This is a genomic window from Sphingomonas sp. ABOLE, assembly GCF_003950455.1.
GTDB lineage: Bacteria > Pseudomonadota > Alphaproteobacteria > Sphingomonadales > Sphingomonadaceae > Sphingomonas > Sphingomonas trueperi.
Genome location: NZ_QQWY01000018.1, coordinates 82,989 through 103,807, shown reverse-complemented (window position 1 = coordinate 103,807; position 20,819 = coordinate 82,989). Strand labels below are relative to the sequence as shown.

The 20,819-nt window shown below is 69.1% G+C and carries 18 protein-coding genes; 9 read left to right on the top strand and 9 right to left on the bottom strand.

Annotated features, from left to right (window positions below):
• Positions 1-2: 2 nt before the first annotated feature.
• From CA234_RS12955 to CA234_RS12945, 3 genes are read right to left on the bottom strand one after another with little or no spacing between them, the layout of a single operon-like run.
• Positions 3-263 (bottom strand): hypothetical protein, encoded by a 261-nt coding sequence (locus tag CA234_RS12955; protein ID WP_125975757.1) that lies wholly within the window; start codon positions 261-263, stop codon positions 3-5.
• Positions 242-808 (bottom strand): GNAT family protein, encoded by a 567-nt coding sequence (locus tag CA234_RS12950; protein WP_126001881.1) that lies wholly within the window; start codon positions 806-808, stop codon positions 242-244. Before CA234_RS12950 ends, CA234_RS12955 begins: the two co-directional genes overlap by 22 nt.
• A complete protein-coding gene (locus CA234_RS12945) occupies positions 795-1,625 on the bottom strand; it encodes a TIGR00266 family protein (RefSeq protein WP_125975753.1) in 831 nt (276 codons plus the stop codon). The genes CA234_RS12950 and CA234_RS12945 overlap by 14 nt, the downstream gene beginning before the upstream one ends.
• Positions 1,626-1,917: 292 nt before the next feature.
• Between CA234_RS12945 and CA234_RS12940 the strand changes: the two genes are divergently transcribed.
• Entirely contained in the window at positions 1,918-3,417 is a 1,500-nt protein-coding gene (locus tag CA234_RS12940) for a CoA-acylating methylmalonate-semialdehyde dehydrogenase (RefSeq protein WP_126001880.1), read from the top strand.
• Positions 3,418-3,560: 143 nt separating this feature from the next.
• Here the strand turns inward: CA234_RS12940 and CA234_RS12935 are convergent, their stop codons facing one another.
• Positions 3,561-3,878 carry a GIY-YIG nuclease family protein gene (locus CA234_RS12935; protein WP_241213486.1) on the bottom strand — a complete coding sequence of 106 codons (318 nt, stop codon included), beginning with the start codon at positions 3,876-3,878 and terminating at the stop codon, positions 3,561-3,563.
• Between the two features lie 128 nt (positions 3,879-4,006).
• On the opposite strand from CA234_RS12935, the gene CA234_RS12930 reads away from it, so the two are divergent.
• The 4 genes from CA234_RS12930 to mmsB all read left to right on the top strand — a co-directional run bounded on the left by CA234_RS12930 (position 4,007) and on the right by mmsB (position 8,308).
• A complete protein-coding gene (locus CA234_RS12930; RefSeq protein ID WP_125975749.1) occupies positions 4,007-5,152 on the top strand; it encodes an acyl-CoA dehydrogenase family protein in 1,146 nt (381 codons plus the stop codon).
• 323 nt (positions 5,153-5,475) lie between these two features.
• Positions 5,476-6,510: an enoyl-CoA hydratase/isomerase family protein gene (locus CA234_RS12925; RefSeq protein WP_126001879.1), complete on the top strand. Its 1,035-nt coding sequence runs from the start codon at positions 5,476-5,478 to the stop codon at positions 6,508-6,510.
• A 12-nt stretch (positions 6,511-6,522) separates the two neighbouring features.
• Complete coding sequence (locus CA234_RS12920; RefSeq protein WP_126001878.1) at positions 6,523-7,299, top strand: enoyl-CoA hydratase; 777 nt, start codon at positions 6,523-6,525, stop codon at positions 7,297-7,299.
• A 133-nt stretch (positions 7,300-7,432) separates the two neighbouring features.
• Entirely contained in the window at positions 7,433-8,308 is an 876-nt protein-coding gene (gene mmsB, locus CA234_RS12915; protein ID WP_126001877.1) for a 3-hydroxyisobutyrate dehydrogenase, read from the top strand.
• A 136-nt stretch (positions 8,309-8,444) separates the two neighbouring features.
• Here the strand turns inward: mmsB and CA234_RS12910 are convergent, their stop codons facing one another.
• Complete coding sequence (locus CA234_RS12910; RefSeq protein WP_126001876.1) at positions 8,445-10,463, bottom strand: thioredoxin family protein; 2,019 nt, start codon at positions 10,461-10,463, stop codon at positions 8,445-8,447.
• A gap of 80 nt (positions 10,464-10,543) precedes the next feature.
• On the opposite strand from CA234_RS12910, the gene CA234_RS12905 reads away from it, so the two are divergent.
• The gene (locus CA234_RS12905) at positions 10,544-12,181 is read left to right on the top strand and encodes an alkaline phosphatase family protein (protein ID WP_126001875.1); all 1,638 of its coding nucleotides are present in this window, start codon (positions 10,544-10,546) and stop codon (positions 12,179-12,181) included.
• A 51-nt stretch (positions 12,182-12,232) separates the two neighbouring features.
• Here the strand turns inward: CA234_RS12905 and CA234_RS12895 are convergent, their stop codons facing one another.
• Positions 12,233-13,132: a right-handed parallel beta-helix repeat-containing protein gene (locus CA234_RS12895; protein WP_125975736.1), complete on the bottom strand. Its 900-nt coding sequence runs from the start codon at positions 13,130-13,132 to the stop codon at positions 12,233-12,235.
• Between the two features lie 128 nt (positions 13,133-13,260).
• Here CA234_RS12895 and CA234_RS12890 point away from each other — a divergent pair, with 128 nt between their 5' ends.
• The 3 genes from CA234_RS12890 to CA234_RS12880 all read left to right on the top strand — a co-directional run bounded on the left by CA234_RS12890 (position 13,261) and on the right by CA234_RS12880 (position 16,596).
• Positions 13,261-14,697 carry a circularly permuted type 2 ATP-grasp protein gene (locus CA234_RS12890; protein ID WP_126001874.1) on the top strand — a complete coding sequence of 479 codons (1,437 nt, stop codon included), beginning with the start codon at positions 13,261-13,263 and terminating at the stop codon, positions 14,695-14,697.
• Positions 14,698-14,851: 154 nt separating this feature from the next.
• The gene (locus tag CA234_RS12885; protein ID WP_206431189.1) at positions 14,852-15,787 is read left to right on the top strand and encodes an alpha-E domain-containing protein; all 936 of its coding nucleotides are present in this window, start codon (positions 14,852-14,854) and stop codon (positions 15,785-15,787) included.
• A complete protein-coding gene (locus CA234_RS12880; protein ID WP_126001873.1) occupies positions 15,787-16,596 on the top strand; it encodes a transglutaminase family protein in 810 nt (269 codons plus the stop codon). The genes CA234_RS12885 and CA234_RS12880 overlap by 1 nt, the downstream gene beginning before the upstream one ends.
• A gap of 150 nt (positions 16,597-16,746) precedes the next feature.
• Here CA234_RS12880 and CA234_RS12875 read toward each other — a convergent pair whose 3' ends face one another.
• From CA234_RS12875 to CA234_RS12865, 3 genes are all read right to left on the bottom strand, one after another.
• Complete coding sequence (locus CA234_RS12875; RefSeq protein WP_125975728.1) at positions 16,747-17,529, bottom strand: arginyltransferase; 783 nt, start codon at positions 17,527-17,529, stop codon at positions 16,747-16,749.
• Between the two features lie 252 nt (positions 17,530-17,781).
• Entirely contained in the window at positions 17,782-19,065 is a 1,284-nt protein-coding gene (locus CA234_RS12870; RefSeq protein ID WP_126001872.1) for a glycosyltransferase, read from the bottom strand.
• 201 nt (positions 19,066-19,266) lie between these two features.
• Positions 19,267-20,799: an aminoacyl--tRNA ligase-related protein gene (locus tag CA234_RS12865; RefSeq protein WP_126001871.1), complete on the bottom strand. Its 1,533-nt coding sequence runs from the start codon at positions 20,797-20,799 to the stop codon at positions 19,267-19,269.
• Positions 20,800-20,819: the final 20 nt, after the last annotated feature.

The window sequence follows — 20,819 nt, the reverse complement described above, 5'->3', positions numbered from 1 at the left end:
CCCTACAGCTCGCCGCGCATCCGCCGCTGGTGGTATTTCACCCGCACGGTGATGCCGAGCACCATCAGGAAGAACGCCACGCCCAGCACCGCCGCGGGCACCGCGATCGGCATCGGCCAAACCTTGGCCCGCAGCGCCGCGAGCAGCGCGCCGAGCACCGCCAGCCACACCGCGCCCATCCGCAGCGGCCGCGCGACTTGCCGCAGCTCGGCCTTGTAGGCGGCGCGCTCGGCAGGATCGTTCAGGTTCGGCGGGGTCGGCATGTCCAGTCTTCCTTCAGCAGCCCGTAGAGCGTGGTGTCGCGGATGCCGATATGGGTCTCCCATTCGGCGCGCAGCACCCCCTCCAGCCGGAAGCCCAGCCGTTCGAGCAGCCGGCGCGAATACACATTGTCCGGGTCCGTGTCCGCAAAAACCCGCCGCTGGCTTTCAGCGAGGAAGAGCTGGTCGAGCACCGCGCCGATCGCCTCCTCCGCGATCCCCCGCCCCCAATGCGGCCGGGCGAGCAGATAGCCGATCTCGCTGACCGCCGCCCGCTTCTCGCCCACCGCGACATAGCCGATCGCGGTATCGTCCCCGGCAAGCGTGATCGCCCAGACACGCCAGGCCGGGTCGCCGCGCGACAGGCTGGCGCGGGTCTGTTCGACGGTCTCGTGGGGCGCGTGGCTCCACCAGGTCATCAGCTCGGGGTCGGACAGGCTGGGGAACAGCGCCTCGGCATCGTCCACGGTGCGCGGCCGCAGGCGCAGCCGCGCGGTGGCGAGCACCGGCGTGCCGCGCGCCGCGCCCGTCAAATCAGCGATTGCCACCGATCAAATCGCCCAAGCCGCCCAGCACCGAACCCTCGCCGCGATTCTGCCCGCCGCCCATCGCCGCCGCCATCATCCGCCCGGCGAGCCGCGCGAAGGGCAGCGACTGGATCCACACCTTGCCGGGCCCGCGCAGCCGCGCGAAGAACACGCCCTCGCCGCCGAACACCATGCTGCGCACGCCGCCGACCGAGACCAGGTCGAAGTCCACCGACGGGGTCAGCGCGGCGAGGCAGCCGGTATCGACATGGAGTTCCTCGCCGGGCGCCAGCTCGCGCTCGACGATGGCGCCGCCCATCTGGACGAACACCCAGCCGTCGCCGTCGAGCCGCTGCATGATGAAGCCCTCGCCGCCGAACAGCCCGGTCATCACCCGGCGCTGGAAGGCGATCCCCATCTGCACGCCCTTGGCAGCGGCGAGGAAGGCGTCCTTCTGGCAGATCAAAGTCCCGCCGATATCGGCCAGCCGCAGCGGCACGATCGCGCCCGGCACGGGCGAGGCGAAGGCGACGCGCGCCTTGCCGCTGCCCTGATGGGTGAAGACGGTAGTGAACAGCCCCTCGCCGGTGACCAGCCGCTTCCCCGCACCGAGCAGCTTGTCCATGAAGCCGCCGCCCTGGTTGCTGCCGTCGCCGAACACGGTCTGCATCACGATCGGCGCGTCCTTCCACACCATCGCGCCCGCCTCGGCCACCGCGCTCTCGCCGGGATCGAGCTCGATCTCGACGAACTGCAGCTCCTGGCCCTTGATCTCGAAATCGATGTCGTCGGCATAGCCTTCGCGGCGCGCGTGCGACCAGGGGCTCATTGGCGGCATTTCAGTCTCTCCTGTGCGTGTTGCAGCGGCGTACTACACCAAAGCGTGTTGGCCGGAAATGGCTTCACGACGCCTGCCTGTCATCCCGGCGAAAGCCGGGATCCAGTTGCCTCTAGGCCGGGGAAGGCGCCGAACCGTCCTGCCAAATGGATCCCGGCTTCCGCCGGGATGACGACCTTGGGGTGTGTATCCCCTCCCGAACGCCCGGGGTGACACGCCGAGCGCGCTGTGTCATTGCGCAACTTAATTACAAGGCATGAGTCGGCGTCCAGCCGATCCGCAGGAGAGTGTGATGCGTGTTATCGATCATGTGATCGTCGGCCATTCCGGCGGCGGCGCGGGCCGCCGGTCGGACGTTTTCGACCCCAACAGCGGCGCGGTGCAGGCGCAGGTGGCGCTCGGCACCGCCGCCGATCTGGAGCGCGCGGTCGCCGCCGCGCAGGCCGCCCAGCCCGGCTGGGCCGCGACCAACCCGCAGCGCCGCGCCCGCGTGATGTTCCGCTTCAAGGAGCTGGTCGAGGCGAACATGGACGCGCTCGCCCACCTGCTCTCGTCCGAGCACGGCAAGGTGATCGCCGACGCCAAGGGCGACATCCAGCGCGGGCTCGAGGTGATCGAGTTCGCCTGCGGCATCCCCCACGCGCTCAAGGGCGAGTATACGCAGGGCGCGGGCCCCGGCATCGACGTCTATTCGATGCGGATGCCGCTCGGCATCGGCGCGGGCATCACCCCGTTCAACTTCCCGGCGATGATCCCGATGTGGATGTTCGGGGTGGCGATCGCCTGCGGCAACGCCTTCCTATTGAAGCCGTCCGAGCGCGACCCGTCGGTGCCCGTCCGCCTCGCCGAGCTGATGCTCGAGGCCGGCGCGCCCGAGGGCATCCTCCAGGTGGTGCAGGGCGACAAGGAGATGGTCGACGCGATCCTCGATCATCCCGCGATCTCCGCGGTGAGCTTCGTCGGTTCGTCCGACATCGCGCATTATGTCTATCGCCGCGGCGTCGAGGCGGGGAAGCGCGTCCAGGCGATGGGCGGCGCCAAGAACCACGGCATCGTCATGCCCGACGCCGATCTCGACCAGGTCGTCGCCGACCTCTCCGGCGCGGCGTTCGGCTCGGCGGGCGAGCGCTGCATGGCGCTCCCCGTGGTGGTGCCGGTCGGCGACAAGACCGCCGATGCCCTGCGCGAAAAGCTGATCCCGGCAATCGAGGCGCTGCGGGTCGGCGTCTCCACCGATGCCGAGGCGCAGTACGGCCCGGTGGTCAACGCCGCGCACAAGGCCCGCGTGGAAGGCTGGATCCAGACCGGCGTCGATGAAGGTGCCGAGCTGGTGGTCGACGGCCGCGGCTTCCAGCTGCAGGGGCATGAACAGGGCTTCTTCATCGGCCCGTCGCTGTTCGACCGCGTCACCCCGGCGATGAAGAGCTATCAGGAAGAGATCTTCGGCCCGGTCCTCCAGATCGTCCGCGCCCCCGATTTCGAGACCGCGCTGCGCCTGCCGAGCGAGCACCAGTACGGCAACGGCGTCGCCATCTTCACCCGCAACGGCCATGCCGCGCGCGAGTTCGCGGCGCGGGTGAATGTCGGCATGGTCGGCATCAACGTGCCGATCCCGGTGCCGGTGGCGTATCACAGCTTCGGCGGCTGGAAGCGCTCGGCGTTCGGCGATGTCAACCAGCATGGCATGGAAGGGGTGCGGTTCTGGACCAAGGTGAAGACCGTCACCCAACGCTGGCCCGACGGCGGCGTGGGCGACGCGGCCAATGCCTTCGTCATTCCGACCATGGGGTGATGGGGGTGCGGGCGTACCTCCCCCTTCTTCTGTCATCCCGGCGAAAGCCGGGATCCATTGGGGTCACCGTCGCGGCCCCAGCCCCGGCCAAGTGGCGAATGGATCCCGACTTTCGTCGGGATGACGGAAGAGAAGATGACGGCTTAGGGGGCTGGTGCGTCCAGCGGCGGGAAGCCGAGGCTGATCGCAAGGTCCTCCCAAAAGGGATTTTCCTTCTCGATCAGCACGATTTTCCAGTCGCGCTTCCATTCCTTGAGCTGCTTTTCGCGCTTGATCGCCGCTGCCATGTCACCGCCGACTTCGTACCAGACCAGCCGCTTGACGTTGTTGCGCTTGGTGAAGCCAGGGACCGTGCCGCTACGGTGCTGATGGATCCGCCCCATCAGGTCCGACGTGAGGCCCGTGTAGAGCGTCCCATGCCGCCCGCTCGCCAGCATGTAGACGCAGGGCACTTTGTCCACCCTACCCCTCCACCGTCATCCCGGCGGAAGCCGGGATCCATTCGCCACTCCGTATTCGCAATAGCCCAGCCGGCGACCCCAATGGATCCCGACTTTCGTCGGGATGACAGCTTGAGACAACAGGCATCATGACCCATCAGTTCGACCTCACCGACGACCAGCGCCAGATCCAGGAGATGGCGCAGAAGTTCACCGCCGACGCGATCACCCCGCACGCCGCCGAGTGGGACGAGAAGCACATCTTCCCCCGCGACACGATTCGCGCCGCCGCCGAGCTCGGCTTCGCGGCGATCTACGTCTCGGAGGAATCGGGCGGCATCGGCCTCGGCCGGCTCGAGTCCGCGCTGATCTTCGAGGCGATGGCCTATGGCTGTCCGTCGACCAGCGCGTTCATCTCGATCCACAACATGGCCGCCTGGATGATCGACCGGTTCGGCGCGCAGGCCGTGAAGGACAAGTATCTCCCCAGCCTGGTCACCATGGACAAGCTGGCCAGCTACTGCCTCACCGAACCCGGCTCGGGATCGGACGCCGCCGCGCTCAAGACCCGCGCGGTGCGGGACGGCGATCATTATGTCGTCAGCGGCACCAAACAGTTCATCTCGGGGGGCGGCGCGAACGACCTCTACGTCACCATGGTCCGCACCGGCGAGGACGGCCCCAAGGGCATCTCCGCGCTGGTGATCGAGAAGGACATGCCCGGCGTCAGCTTCGGCGCGCAGGAACGCAAGCTCGGCTGGCATTCGCAGCCGACCGCACAGGTGATCCTCGACAATGTCCGGGTACCGGTCGAGAACCTGATCGGCAGCGAAGGCGAAGGCTTCCGCATCGCGATGATGGGGCTGGACGGCGGCCGGCTCAACATCGGCGCCTGCTCGCTGGGCGGGGCGCAGCGCTGCCTCGACGAGGCGGTGCGCTACACGCAGGAGCGCCGCCAGTTCGGCAAGGCGATCGCCGATTTCCAGAACACCCAGTTCACCCTCGCCGACATGGCGACCGAGCTGGAGGCTGCCCGCGCTTTGCTCTACCTCGCCGCCGCCAAGGTGACCGCGGGCACGCCCGACAGGACCCGCTTCGCCGCGATGGCCAAGCGGCTGGCGACCGACACCGGCTCGGCGGTGGTCGATCGCGCGCTGCAGCTGCACGGCGGCTATGGCTATCTCATGGATTATCCGATCGAGCGCTTCTGGCGCGACCTGCGCGTGCATTCGATCCTGGAAGGCACCAACCAGGTGATGCGGATGATCGTCGGCCGCGATCTGCTGAAGGACTGAGACGGAAAATGCTTTCCTACAGCACCGCGTTTATGCTTTGTTCGCAGATGTCCCGCGTGCGGACCAGGGAGGAAGCCGGGTTGATGTCGCTTTCCCGGAACTTTCGGAACTTTCGCCAGCCCCCCTTCCTCCTCGGCACGGGGAGGGGGGTGAAGCGGCGAACAGCGATGTACCTGCGGCACATCGCAGCCGCGGAGCCGGCTCGCGACGCGAGCCGCGCGCGCCGCGTGGTGGAGGGGGGCCGCCACATCGGACTCCCTTGCTGTGCTCCCCCCCCACCATTCTGCGCATGGTCCCCCTCCCCGTGCCGGGGAGGATTTTAAGTGGACATCCTCACCGCCATCGAAGGTCCCGTCGCGCGCCTGCGCCTCAACCGCCCCAAGGCCCTCCACGCGCTCAACACTGCGATGTGCCAGGCGATGCTCGACGCGCTCGATGCGTGGGAACGGGACGATTCCGTCCACATCGTCCTGCTCGACCATGCCGAGGGCCGCGGCTTCTGCGCCGGCGGCGACATCCGCATGATCGCTACCAGCGGCGCAGGCGACGGCACCGAAGCGGCGGACTTCTTCCGCACCGAATACCGGCTCAACCACCGGCTGTTCACCTATCCCAAGCCGATCATCGCCTTCGCGGACGGCATCGTGATGGGCGGCGGCGTCGGCATCTCGCAGCCGGCGCGGTTCCGGGTCGCGACCGAGAACACCAAATTCGCCATGCCCGAGACCGGCATCGGCCTCTTCCCGGACGTGGGCGGCGGCTGGTATCTGTCGCGCCTGCCCGGGCGGATGGGCGAGTATCTGGCACTGACCGGCCACCGGCTCGACGGCGCCGAATGCCTCGCGCTCGGCCTCGCCAGCCACTACCTCCCCGCCGAGGCGCTGGCCTCCGCCAAGGCGCAGATCACCACCGCGCCGGACAAGGCGCTGGCGATCCTCAACGACCTGTCGATCGAGGCCCCCATCGCCAGGATCCTCGCGCACTATGCGGACATCGACCGGCTGTTCGCGGGCGACAGCGTGGAGGAGATCTTCGCCGCGCTCGAAGCCGAGGACAGCGAGTGGGCCATGGCCACCCTCGCCACGCTGCGCACCAAGTCGCCCCAGGCCTGCAAGGTCTCGCTGCGGATCGTCCGCGAAGGCCGTGAGATGCCCGATTTCGCCGCCGAGATGGTCCAGGAATTTGCCGTCGCGACCCGCGTCTGCCGCCTGCCCGATTTCGCCGAGGGCGTGCGCGCGGTGATCGTCGACAAGGACAATGCCCCGCACTGGGCACCTTCCACCCCGGAAGCGGTGGACAGCGCCGCGATCGATGCCATCTTCGCCCCCCTGCCGCCCGCGCAGGCCTGGGCGCCCTGAACGGAGAACACCATGTCTTCCTATGAAACCCTCCTCGTCGAGCAGCGCGGCGCGGTGACGCTGATCACGCTCAACCGGCCCAAGGCACTCAACGCGCTCAACAGCCAGGTACTCAGCGAACTGCTCGACGTGATGCGTGCCTTCGATGCCGATCCGTCCCAGGGCTGCGCGGTGCTCACCGGCAGCGAAAAGGCCTTCGCCGCCGGCGCCGACATCAAGGAGATGCAGGCACAGGGCTTCGCCGACATGTATGGCCATGACTTCTTCGCCGGCTGGGATGCCTTCACCCGCACCCGCAAGCCGATCATCGCCGCCGTGTCGGGCTATGCGCTGGGCGGCGGCTGCGAGGTGGCGATGATGTGCGACTTCATCCTCGCCGCGGACACCGCCAAGTTCGGCCAGCCCGAGATCAAGCTGGGCGTCTCGCCGGGGATGGGCGGCTCGCAGCGGCTGACGCGGGCCGTCGGCAAGGCCAAGGCGATGGAAATGTGCCTCACCGGCCGGATGATGGACGCCGCCGAGGCCGAGCGCGCCGGGCTGGTCAGCCGCATCCTGCCCGCCGCCGAGCTGGTCGAGGAAGCGGTGCAGACCGCCGCGACCATCGCCGCGATGCCGCCGCTGGCGGTGAAGGCCAACAAGGAAATGGTCAACGCCGCGTTCGAGACGAGCCTGGCGCAGGGCGTGCACTTCGAGCGCCGCCTGTTCCACGCGCTGTTCGGCACCGAGGACCAGAAGGAAGGCATGACCGCATTCGTCGAGAAGCGTCCGGGGAACTGGACGGGGCGTTGAGGCACTGAACCACTCCCCCTCCCGCGTGCGGGAGGGGGCCGGGGGGTGGGCCCCCGGCATCCGCGACACCATCGCTTGTGGAGAGGGAGCGCCCACCCCCAGCCCCTCCGCCAAGCGGGAGGGGAGTACCTGAATGGCACGCGTAGCATTTATCGGCCTCGGCAACATGGGCGGCGGCATGGCGGCGAACCTCGCCAAGGCCGGCCACGACGTCCGCGCCTTCGACCTGTCGCCGGAAGCCTTGGAGCGCGCGAAGAAGGCCGGCTGCCTGCCCGCCGCCAACGCTGCCGAAGCGATCGCCGGCGCCGAGGCGATCGTCACGATGCTGCCCGCCGGTCGCCATGTCGAGGCGCTCTATACCGAGACGCTGCTCGACCATGCCGAGGCGGGCGCGATCCTGATCGACTGCTCGACCATCGACGTCGCCACCGCCCGCCGCGTCGCCGAAGCCGCGACCCAGCGCGGGCTGCTGGCGGTCGATGCGCCGGTGTCGGGCGGGATCGCCGCGGCGACTGCCGGCACGCTCACCTTCATGGTCGGCGGCGCCGTGGCGGCGTTCGCGCGCGCCGAGCCGTTTCTCGAGGACATGGGCAAGGCGGTGATCCATGCCGGTGCCAGCGGCGCGGGCCAGGCAGCGAAGATCTGCAACAACATGATCCTCGGCGCGACGATGGTCGCGACCTGCGAGGCTTTCGCGCTCGCCGAGAAATTGGGGCTGGATGAGCAGCGATTCTTCGACATCGCCTCGGTCTCGTCAGGCCAGAGCTGGTCGATGACGAGCTATTGCCCGGTGCCGGGTGTCGGTCCCGAAACGCCGGCGGATCGCGACTATCAGGGCGGGTTCGCCGCCCCGCTGATGCTCAAGGACCTCAAGCTGGCGCTGGAAGCCGCCGCCAGCGTCGGCGCGCAGGTCCCGATGGGCGAACGCGCCGAGCAGCTCTACGCCGCGTTTGTCGCGGGCGAAGGCGCCGGGCTCGACTTTTCCGGGATCATCAAGACACTGCGGTGAGGGGGGGGTGATCGCTCCCCACCAGCGTCATCCCGGCGAAAGCCGGGATCCATTGGGGTCTACGTCACACCTCTTTCCGGGACGTAAAGGCGACTGGATCCCGCCTTCCGCCGGGATGACGGAAGTCGGGAAGGGTTCACCCGCCCTTCGCCCGGCTGGCCAGCAGGTCCTGGGTCAGCACCTGCGGCAGCACCTCAGGCGCATCCTGCCCCGGCTTGTACCAGAGGTAGAGCGGCACGCCCGCCCGGTTGTGCGCCTCGATGAAGCGGCCGAGCGTCGCGTCGCCATTGGTCCAGTCGCCGACCAGCACCGCGACCTTGCCGTCGGCCAAGGCCTGCTCGACCGCGGCGGTCTCGACGACCGCCTTCTCGTTGACCTTGCAGGTCAGGCACCAGTCGGCGGTGAAATAGGCGAAGACCGGCCGCCCCTGCGCCCGCAGCTCGGCGAGCCGGGCTTCGCTGAACGGCTCGGCCCCAGCCATCGCCGCCGGCGCGCCCGCCGCGATCGGATGGACCAGCGCGACGCCGCCGAGCGCGAACAGCACCAGCGGCAGCGCCGGCAGCCAGGCATGGCTGCGGCCCTTCGCCTGCCGGGCACCCGCCCACCACAGGCCGAGCGTGGCGAGCAGCGTCGCCGCCAGCCCGATGGTCATGCCGTCCACCCCGGCCTGCTTGCCCAGCACCCAGGCGAGCGCCAGCGCGGTGAGGAACATCGGGATGGAGAGGATGTGCCGCATCGTCGCCATCCAGGCGCCGGGCTTGGGCAGCCTGCGGCGAAGCGCGGGGACGAAGCCGAGCAACAGGAAGGGCAGCGCGATGCCCAGCCCCAGCCCGCCGAAGATCGCCAGCCCCGCGAACCACGGCAGCACCAGCGCCGCCCCCAAGGCCGAGGCCATGAACGGCCCGGTGCACGGCGTGGCGATGAACGCCGCCAGCGCGCCGGTGGCGAAGGCGCCGCCATGCCCCTTGCTCGCCGCGCGGTTGACCACGGCCGGGGTGGTAATCTCGAACAGCCCGGCAAGATTGAAGGCGATCGCGGCGACCAGCAGCAGCAGCACGAGGATGACGCGCGGGTCCTGCAGCTGGAACGCCCAGCCTACCGTCGCCCCCGCCGCCCGCAGCCCGAGCAGCAGCCCGCCCAGGGCGAGGCACACCGCCACCACGCCGGCGGTATAGGCGAGCGCCTCGACGCGCGGGCTGCCGGCATCGTTGTTGGCCTTGGCGAGGCTCAGCGCCTTGAGGCTGAGGATCGGGAAGACGCAGGGCATCACGTTGAGGATCAGCCCGCCGAGCATCGCCGCGAAGAAGGCGCCGATCGCCGCGAGCCACAGCGTCGCGGCGGGCTTGGCCAACGGTACCACGCCGGGCTTGGCGGTCACGATCAGCCCCTGCCCGTCGATCGCCAGCACGCCGTTCAACGCGGCGGGCGCGGTGCGGGACTTGGTTTCGAGCACCAGCCGGTCGCCGTCGCGGGTGACGGCCTGCGGCGCGGCATAGTCGACTGCGTTGGCGGTCAGTGGGTAGAAATACGCGTCCTTCGCCGCCGCACCCGCCGGATAAGGGACCGCGATCCGCAGCGTGCCGCCCTCGGCCTGGAAGGTCGCCGGCGTGTTCAGCGGCTTGGGCAGCTGGGCCCGCCAGCCGTCGAACTTCGCCCGCACGGCCGGATCGATCGTGCCGTCGCCGATCGTCAGGCTGGTCTCCAGCTCGGCCTTTTCGGGCACGCACAGCGTATCGGTGCACACGAGGTAGTCGAGCTTGAGCTTCACCGGCAGCACGCCCGTGGCGTCGGCGGGGATGTGCAGCGTCGTCAGCCGGACGAAGGTGCCTTCGTAGACATAGTTCATCAGCCCGGCGATCAGCAGCCGCTGCGGCACCGGATAGCGGAACGCATCGGCCGTGGCGCCGGCGGGCAGCGTCCAGTGCGCCTCGGCGGGAAGCCCGGCATCGCCGGGGTTCTGCCAATAGGCATGCCATTTCGGATCGGGGGTCGAAACCAGCGCCAGCGTCACGTCGCTGCCCGGCTTCGGGGTCGCCGTCTCGGCCACCAGCTCGCTGCGAACGTGGGGGCCCTTGGCGAACCCCTGTGCCATCGCGGGCATGCCCGACGCGAGGAGCAGCAGGAGCGACATCAAAGCGAAACGAAGCTGGGCCATGGCGCCGTCCTTGCCCAGTTCGCCGCGTTCGACAATAGCTGGGTGTACCAACGTCCCCCCGTGCCCGGAGCCGGCCCCGAATGAAATTGCTTGCCCCACCCGCCGCCCTCGCGCTGGCCACCACCCCCGCCCTCGCGCAGCAGAGCGCGCCTGCGCCTGCCGCTCCGGCCACGCCGCCCAAGCTGGTGGTGGTGATCTCGGTCGACCAGTTCTCCGCCGACCTGTTCGCCGAATATCGCGCGCAGTTCACCGGCGGCTTCGCCCGGTTGATGACCGGCGCGGTGTTCCCGGCCGGCTATCAGAGCCACGCCGCGACCGAGACCTGCCCGGGCCACTCGACCATCCTGACCGGCGACCATCCGTCGCGCACCGGCATCATCGCCAATGACTGGACGGACTTCGCCGCGCCGCGCGCCGACAAGACCGTCTATTGCGCCGAGGACGAGACCGTACCCGGCACGGACTCGAACCACTACACCGTCTCCGACAAGCATCTGAAGGTGCCGACGCTGGGCGAGTGGATGAAGCAGGCCGATCCCCAATCGCGCGTCGTCTCGGTCGCGGGCAAGGACCGCGCCGCGGTGATGATGGGCGGCCACAAGGTCGACGAGCTCTGGTGGTGGGACGGCAAGGCGTTCGTTTCGTACGCCGGCCGCACCGCCCCCGACGCCGTCACCCGGATCAACGCCGCGACCACTGCGCGGGTCGCCGAGGCGCAGCCTGCGCTCGACCTCCCGGCCTTCTGCCGCCCGCGCAGCCGCGCCATTCCGGTCGGCGGCAACAAGACCGTCGGCGACGGCCGCTTCGCCCGCGCGGCAGGCGACGCCAAGGCGTTCCGCGCCTCGCCCGAGCTCGACGATGCGGTACTGGCGCTCGGTGCCAAGCTCGCCACCGACATGAAGCTCGGCCAGCAGGGCCATACCGATCTGCTGATTCTGGGCGCCTCGGCCACCGATTATGTCGGCCACAGCTATGGCACCGAAGGCAGCGAGATGTGCCTGCAGCTGCTCTCGCTCGACCAGACACTGGGCCGCCTGTTCGAGGCGCTCGATCGCACCAAGGTGGACTATCAGGTGGTGCTGACCGCCGACCATGGCGGCCACGACCTGCCCGAGCGTCACCGCGAACATGCCGCGCCGACCGAGCAGCGCGTGACCCCCGAGGTGACAACCACCAGCATCAGCCGCACGCTCGCGGGCAAGCTGGGGCTGACCGGCCCGGTGCTGGTCGGCGGCCCGGGCGGCGATGTGTACGTCACGCCGTCGGTGCCGCAGGCCAAGCGCGCCGCGGTGCTGGCCGATGCGGTGAAGCTCTACACGGCGAACCCGCAGGTGCAGGCGGTGTTCACCCGCGCCCAGATCGAGGCGACGCCGATCGCGCACACCCCGCCCGAGACCTGGAGCCTGCTGGAGCGCGCCCGGGCTTCCTATGATCCGCAGCGTTCGGGTGACCTGATCGTCGCGCTGAAGCCGCGGGTCACGCCGATCCTCGATCCGGTGGGCGGCTATGTCGCGACGCATGGCAGCTTCTGGGACTATGACCGTCGCGTGCCGATCCTGTTCTGGCGCAAGGGGATGACCGGCTTCGAACAGCCGCTGTCGGTGGAGACGGTCGACATCGCGCCGACGCTAGCCGCGCTGATCAAGGTGCCGGTGCCGGTGGAGATTGACGGGCGCTGTTTGGATATCGATGCTGGGGTGGCGGACAGCTGCAAATAACCTCCCTCCAATCCCCCTCCCGCTTGCGGGAGGGGGCCCCAAGCGGGAAGGTCAGCGCTTCTCGAACGCGCGCATGCCCGTCAGCCGGTTGTTCGCCACCATGATCCGCCCGCCGGACAGATCCGCGACGAAGGCCGGATCCACCGGCGCCCCCGGCGCCAGGCCGGCGGTGTTGCCCTCCACCCGCAGCCCGTCGGTCGGATAGGTCCGCGCTTCCGCCGCGACCACGATCAGACCCGAGCGATTCTCCTTGTCCCGCCCCTGCACGAACATGTTCTGCGCGATCGTGCCCGTGCCGCCCTCGGACAGGTCGACCATGTAGTTGGTCTTGCGCCCCGCACTGTCGTCGAAGCTGTTGCCGGTGATCGCCACGCGGCGCGCGCGCAGCTTGACGTAATGGCCGCCGGTGCCGCGCTCGAAGCGGCTATGGGTGATCGTCACCAGCCCGTCGACGGACAGATAGACCGAATGCGAACAGTTCGGCGATTCGTCGCACTGGCCGAGCCCGGCGAAGCTCGACCGGTCGATGGTGATGCTGCGCACCGTCGGGTGCCCGCCGCCAAGGATGCCCTCCTGGCTGTCAAGGAAGATGGAGCGCGTGACGGTCAGGTCGCCCATCTCGATGCGGATGCCGGCGCCGTTGCCGTCGCGCACGCGGAACTTGCGGAAGACCACGCCCTCCACCGCCGATCCGCGCCCGCGCAGCACGAACGCCGCCTTGTCCTCGCACACCACGCGCTCGAAGATCGCGGTGCCGGGCCGCACCGCCTTGTAGGTGATCCGGCCGGCGGCCTGCACCACGCACTCGTGATAGGTGCCGGGCGCGATCAGGATCGTCGCGGTGCCATCGCGCACTGCCGCCACCGCCGCGGCGAGCGTCGGATAGCCCAGCCCCGTCTCGGCGATGGTGAACGGCGCGGCGGCGGCGAGCGCGAGCAAGAAGAGCGACATGCCCGCACCTTGCCACGCCGCTCCTTAAAAATACGCCGATGCGCAAACGTGCACATTCGCCGCTTGTGCGCCGCAACGAAGCATTGCAGCATGCAGCCAATCGGTCACGCGGGCGTTTGGGAGCTTCGATGGGATCACTGGGGGCGTTCGACGAGATTTGGGGGCATGGCGGTCCGGAGGCGCCGCGCGAGGCGTTCATCGCGCTGTCGCAATGGATCGCGGACACGCCCCCCGAAGAGCTGCAACGCCGCCAGCACTCCGCCGAGGCCGCCTTCCGCCAGCTGGGTATCACCTTCGCCGTCTATGGCGACAGCGACGCCGCCGAGCGCATCATCCCCTTCGACATCGTGCCGCGCATGTTCCTGCAGCGCGAATGGCAGAAGCTGAGCGAGGGCCTGGTCCAGCGGGTGGAGGCGATCAACGCCTTCCTGGAAGACATTTACGGCGCCCGCCGCATCCTCGACGAGGGGATCCTCCCCCCCGAGCTGATCCTGCACAACGAGCAGTTCCGCCCCGAAGTCGCCGGCATCCGCCCGCCGCACGGGGTGTGGGCGCATATCTGCGGCATCGACCTGGTTCGCACCGGCGCCGACGAATTCTACGTGCTGGAAGACAATGCCCGCACGCCCTCGGGTGTCTCCTATATGCTGGAGAATCGCGAGGCGATGATCCGGCTCTGCCCCGAGCTGTTCCGCGATTTCCGCGTGGCGCCCGTCGACAGCTATCCCGACATGCTGCTGGAGACGATGCGCTCGGTGGCGCCGCTCGGCCGCGCGCGGCCGGTTTGCGTCGTGCTGACGCCGGGGCATTTCAACTCCGCCTATTACGAGCACAGCTTCCTCGCCGATTCGATGGGGGTCGAACTGGTCGAGGCCGCCGACCTCGTGGTCGACGACGACGTGGTCTATATGGAGACGATCGCCGGCAGCGTGCGGGTCGACGTGATCTATCGCCGCATCGACGACGACTTCCTCGATCCGCTGGTCTTCCGCCCGGACTCGCTGCTCGGCGTGCCCGGGCTGATCGCCGCGTACCGCGCCGGCAATGTCGCGCTGCTCAACGCGCCCGGCAACGGCATCGCCGACGACAAGGCGATCTACAGCTACATGCCCGAGATCGTCCGCTTCTATTCGGGCGGCGAGGCCAAGCTGCCCAATGTCGAGACCTGGCGCTGCCGCGAGCCGCAGGCGCTGAAGTACGTGCTCGAGCATCTGCCCGAGTTGGTGGTGAAGCTGGTCGACGGCTCGGGCGGCTATGGCATGCTGGTCGGGCCGACGGCCACGAGCGAGCAGATCGAGACCTTCCGCGCCGCGCTGATCGCCGAGCCCCACCGCTACATCGCGCAGCCGACACTCGCGCTGTCCACAGTACCGACGCTGACCGAGAAGGGCCTGGCCCCGCGGCATGTCGACTTCCGGCCCTTCGTGCTGACCGGCAGCGACAAGGTGCGCGTCGTCCCCGGCGGGCTTACCCGCGTGGCGCTGCGCGAGGGATCGCTGGTGGTGAACTCCAGCCAGGGCGGCGGCACCAAGGACAGCTTCGTCCTGCTGGGGGACGCGGCATGAGGGGGTATCCGCACGCCGCAGTCTGCGCTCCCCTTCCGCTTGCGGGAGGGGTCGGGGGAGGGGCGGGATCGTTCCAGCGCTTCTTCCACGTCAGTCTCTCCCCTAGCCCCTCCCGCAAGCGGGAGGGGAACCTCAAAGAGACCATCGCATGATGATGCTCTCCCGCACCGCCGCTGCGCTCTATTGGCTCGGCCGCTATGTCGAGCGCGCGGACTTCATCGCGCGGCTGGTGGAAGCCACCATCCGCCTCGACGCGCTCTCCGCCCGCCCGGCAGGCGAGGCCGCATGGCAGAGCGCGCTCACCGTCAGCTATACCGACGCACTCTTCGCCGAAACCGGCCACCCGGCCACCCAGGCGCATGTCGCCCGCTTCCTGACGCTCGAGGCCGACAACCCCGGCTCGATCACCCGCTGCCTGGAGATGGCGCGCAACAATGCCCGCGCGGTGCGCACCGCGCTCACCCGCGAGGCGTGGACCGCGATCAACCGCGCCTGGTGGCTGTTCGCCAACCGCGCCTCGACCGGCGGCGCCACCGAGACGCTCAACCTGGTCGAGCAGGTCAAGGGCGAGACGCGCGGCTTCGAAGGCGCGATCCACCGGATGATGCGCAACGAGGCGACGCTGCTGATCCAGCTCGGCGCCGCGATCGAGCGGGCGGACAACACCGCGCGGCTGGTCGACGTGAAATACCATCTGCTGCTGCCCGCCGGCGAGAGCGTCGGCGGCGCGGTGGATCGCGACCAGTGGACGACGATCCTCCAGACCGTTTCCGCCGTCACCGCCTATCGCTGGCTCTATTCGGAAGGGCTGCGACCGGACAACGTGATCGACCTGCTGGTCAGCCGAGCCGAGCTGCCGCGCAGCCTCGCGGCCTGCGTGGAGGAGACGGTGACCTTGCTCAGCGCGCTCGCCAAACGCACGGGCTTGCAGGGCGAGGCCGATCGCATGGCCCGCGCGCGCCTCGCCCGCGTCCAGAAGGCGCGCACGCCCGACATCATCGTCGGCGGCCTGCACGAATATCTGGAGAATTTCATAACCGAGAACGCGCTGCTCGACGGCGCGATCGCTCGCCAGTTCCGGTTCCTCTGATGCGCATCGCCGTCGAACACCGCTCGGTCTACCGCTTCACCCAGCCCCAGGCGCGGATCGTCCAGATGCTGCGGCTGACGCCGTGCGACACCCAGCACCAGACGGTGGTGAGCTGGATGGTCGGGGTCGATTGCGACGCGCGGCTGCGCGATGCGGTAGACGGCTATGGCAACGCCGTGACCATGCTCTACGCAGAGGGCCCGATCGAGGCGATCGAGATCGCGGTCACCGGCGAGGTGCTGACGCAGGACAATGCCGGGGTGCTGCGCGGCACGCCCGAGCCGCTGCCCCCTGCCCTGTTCCTGCGCACGACCCCGCGCACCGCACCGAGCCCTGGCCTGACCGCCTTCGCGGCCGATGTAAGTGCCGGCACCAGCGATCCGATCGAGCGGCTGCACCGGCTCAACCAGGCGCTCCACGCGCGCTTCCGCTGCGTGCCCGACGTGCCGGATACGGGGCTGACCGCAGCCGAAGCCTTTGCCGGCAAGGCGGAAGCGTCGCGCGACGTGGCGCAGATGTTCGTCTCCGCCGCGCGCACGCTGGAGGCGCCGGCCCGCTACGTCTCGGGCTACCACCTCGACGGCAACGCCCAGTGCGCGCCGCACGCCTGGTGCGAGGCCTTTGTACCGGGGCTAGGCTGGGTGGCGTTCGATCCGGTTACCGGATTGTCGCCCGATGACGGCTATGTGCGCGTCGCGGTCGGCCTGGATTCGGAGGGTGCCGCGGCGGTAGCCGGGCACCGCATCGGCCATGGCGAGGAACAGCTGGCGGTGGACCTGCATGTCGATCGGCTGGGGAACGAGGAATAGGTAGCAGCGATGGCCTCGCGGCGCCCGCAACAGCGTCATCCCGGCGAAAGCCGGGATCCAGTCGCCTCTCGCTAGCAGCAGGAGCCGCAACGAATACCCCAATGGATCCCGGCTTCCGCCGGGATGACGGCTTTGATCAAGCTACGCCCGTCAAGCCAGCACCGCCGCCATCGCGTTCGGCATCGCGCCCACCGCGTCTTCGTCGACGAGCAGCGACCAGCCGGTCGGCCCGAGCACCTCGATCGGGCGATAGCGCGTCTTGTACGCCATCCGCGCGCTGCCCTTCACCCAATAGCCGAGATAGACATAGGGCAGCCCCGCCGCGCGGGCGCGCAGGATGTGGTCCATGATGATGTAGTTGCCCATACCGGACCGCGTCTCGTCGTCGGTGACGAAGAAGCTGTAGATCATCGACAGGCCGTCGCCCTGCTGGTCGGTGATGCATGCCCCCACCAGCCGGCCGCGCTGGCCGTCGACCGAAGGCTCGCGATATTCGACGACATAGGAGCTGACCGGCGACTGCTCGACCATGTCGGCATAGTCGCTCTCGTCCATCGCCGCCATGCCGCCGCCGGGGTGGCGCGAATCGAGATAGCGCTTGAGGAGTTCGTACTGCTCGCCGGTCGCCCAAGGCTTGCAGGCGGTGACTTCGAGATCGCTGTAGCGCTTGAGCAGCTTGCGCTGCGTGGCGTTGGGCTCGAACCCGTTGGCCACCACCCGCACCGAGGCGCAGGCGGTGCAGCCCGCGCAGCTCGGCCGATAGGCGACCGACTGGCTACGGCGAAAGCCGATGCGGCTCAGCGCATCGTTGAGTTCGCCGGCATGGTCGCCCGACAGTTCGGTGAAGATCTTCCGTTCCTGCCGCCCGGGCAGATACGGGCAGGGCGACGGGCTGGTCACGAAGAAACGCGGGAAACGTGATAATGCGGTCACCGCTCAGCCGTCCTCTGCTCCATCGGGCCGTCCCGATCGGCCCCTCTTACGCCGTTATGGGGTTGGATTTGGATGATGAAAAGCGCGTTTACCATCAATCAGGGCCATTCCCGCGCCATCGGCTTTCCCGGGTGACGCGGAACGGGACAATTCGGTTCCGCAGTAACCATGGTTCGCGGCAAAGCGGGATCGGAGGCGCGCCGAAAGCATCCGATGCCAGATGCAGCGCGGCAGCTTCGCGACTCGATTCGCTCAGTCGAGCTTGCCGAGTCCCAGCGCATCGAGCGCCGTCCCGACACCGTCCTCCGCAAGGATTGCCGCCCCCGCCACTCGCGCCTGCTCGGCAATGGTGGCGCTCGCCAGCAGCCGCGCGATCGCGGCCGATGCACGCGCGGCGGTGTAGCGGCGCTTCGGCAGCGACAGGCCCAGCCCGGCGCGCACAATCCGCGCGGCATTGTCGAACTGGTCGCCGAAGATCGGGCAGACAAGTTGCGGCGCGCCGGCGCGGATTGCCTGGGCCGTGGTGCCGATGCCGCCATGGCCGATCACCGCCGCTGCGCGCGGGAAGATCTGCGAATGCGGCGCATAGCCCGCCACGAGCACGGTATCGCCGGCAAGGTGCCGGTGCCGCTCCAGCAGATCATCGCCGACCAGCAGCACCGCCCGCCGCCCCAGCCGCCGCGCCGCCTCGGCGCTCGCCGCGTAGAAGCCGTCCTCGGCATAGACCGCCATGCTGCCCAGCGTGAAGACGAGCGGCGGCGGCCCTGCCTCCAGAAAGGCCTCGATCTCGGCGGAGAGCCCCTCCCCTGCGAACCCGCCATCGTAGAAGACGAAGCCGGTCTGCGCGAAGCTCGGCGGCACATCGCCGGGCGCGGGTGCGAACGCGGGCGACCACAGCCCGATCGCCCGCTCCACCGCCAGCGGCCCGGACAGCATCTCGTTGCCCGTGAAGGGCGGCGCGCCGGCGGCCGCGCGCAGTGCAGCGAAAGGCTTGAGCCCCGTGGCATAGCGCCGCTCGGCGAGCTGCAGCAGCGGCCGCACCGCGCCCGCGCCGAACCAGCGGCGCAACGTCACCAGCGCCGTCTCGCCGCGCGTGAGCACCGGCGGGTCCTCCGCCGAGAGCAGCGTGATCGGCTGGAGCAGCGCGGAGGCGAGCCGCACCCCCGCCGCCTGCGCCGCGATCCGCGCGTGGACCGAGAAGCTGCTGGCGAGCACCAGGTCCGCGCCCGCGACCACCGGCTTCAGGTCCGCCAGCGTCTCCTCGGCATAGGGCACCAGCACGCGGTTGATGATGAAATCGAAATCGGTGGCGATGGCCCGCGCGATTGCGCCCTCGTCCATGCCGGTGTCAGCGATCAGCTGCGACCCGTCGGGGCGGATGGGATGGAATTCGATGTCGTGCCGCTCGGCGATCGGCCGCACCGACTCCGCGCCCGCGAACACGGGCGTGTGGCCGCGCGCCTGCATGCCGAGCGCCAGTGCGATGAACGGGTGCACGTCGCCCAACGTGCCCAACGTTGCCAGTACCACCCGCATGTGGTTGCGCCCCTCTGTCGGAAGCAGGGGTCGCAGGGCGCGCGCGCTGCGTCAATCGAGATCCTCCCCGGCACGGGGAGGGAGGCGATTCGCGCCAGCGAACGGTGGAGGGTGCCTCCACACCGGACTCCCCCGCTGTGCTCCCCTCCACCACCGCCTTCGGCGGCGGTCCCCCTCCCCGTTCCGGGGAGGATCTGAAGCTTAGTACGCGCGCGCGACCAGGATCCGCTCGACCGCCGGCTTGCCGGTGAAAAGGCAGCTACCCTCCGCCGGTACCGCACCGCCGGGCACGTTGCGGAAGGTCAGCTTGAGCGCCTTGAGCCGCTCGACCACCGCGTCCAGCTCGGCGCCGGTCGGCTTGGCCCAGTTCACCTCGGCCCAGCCGGGGAACTTCTCCGAATCGGCGAACATCGCGGCCAGACCGTCGAAGTCGGTCACGTCGCGGCGGATGTTGCTCTCCAGCCGGTCGCGCGCGTCGAGATACAGGCCCTGCTGGATGCTCTCGAGAATCGCCGCCGCTTCGGCCACGAAATCGCCGCGCGGCATGATCCGCGAATCGAGCTTGCCGTCCTCGCGGTAGAGCTTGTCGCGCTGGATCACCGAGACATTGCCGCCGGCGACGTCGCGCCCGCCGACCTCGATCACGATCGGCGCGCCCTTCTTCACCCAGCCCCAGCGCTTGGTCTGCGCCTTGACCGCCTTGAGATCGAGCAGCGCGCGCACCGGTTCGCCGAGTGCGCTCAGCTTGGCGAGCTCGGCCTGGAGCGACTTGCAATAGTCGATCGTCGCCGCGTCCTCGGGCTGGTCGCGCAGCATTGGCACGATCACGATCTGCCACGGCGCCACCATTGGCGGCACGCGCAGGCCGTCGTCATCGCCGTGCACCATGATCAACCCGCCGATCATGCGGGTGGAGACGCCCCAGCTGGTCGTCTGCGCCAGCTCGAACTGGCCTTCCGAGTTCTGGAACTTGATGTCCTGCGCCGAGGAGAAGGTGGTGCCGAGGAAGTGCGAGGTGCCGGCCTGCAGCGCCTTGCCGTCCTGCATCATCGCCTCGATCGAGAAGGTCGAGACAGCGCCCGGGAAGCGCTCATTCTCCGGCTTCTCGCCCGCGATCACCGGCATCGCCAGGCAATCCTCGGCGAAGCTGCGATAGACCTCGAGCATCTTGAGCGTCTCTTCCTGCGCCTCTTCCACCGTGGCATGGGCGGTATGCCCTTCCTGCCACAGGAATTCGGCGGTGCGCAGGAACATGCGGGTGCGCATTTCCCAGCGGACGACGTTCGCCCACTGGTTGATCAGCACCGGCAGGTCGCGCCAGCTCTGCACCCAGCGCGACATCGCCGCGCCGATCACCGTCTCCGAGGTGGGGCGGACGACCAGCGGCTCTTCCAGCTTCGCCTCGGGATCGGGCACCAGCCGGCCGTCCTTCTGGACGAGGCGGTGGTGCGTGACGACCGCCATTTCCTTGGCGAAGCCGTCGACATGCTCGGCTTCCTTCTCGAAATAGGAAAGCGGGATGAACAGCGGGAAATAGCAATTCTCGTGCCCCGTCGCCTTGATGCGATCGTCGAGCAGGCGCTGGATACGCTCCCAGATGCCATAGCCCCAGGGCCGGATGACCATGCAGCCGCGCACACCCGAATCCTCGGCCATGTCGGCTTCGCTGATGACGGTCTGGTACCATTGCGCGAAATCGCCATCGCGCGTGACGGAAAGGGCGTGCTTGATCATGCCCCAGCGCTTAGCGCCTG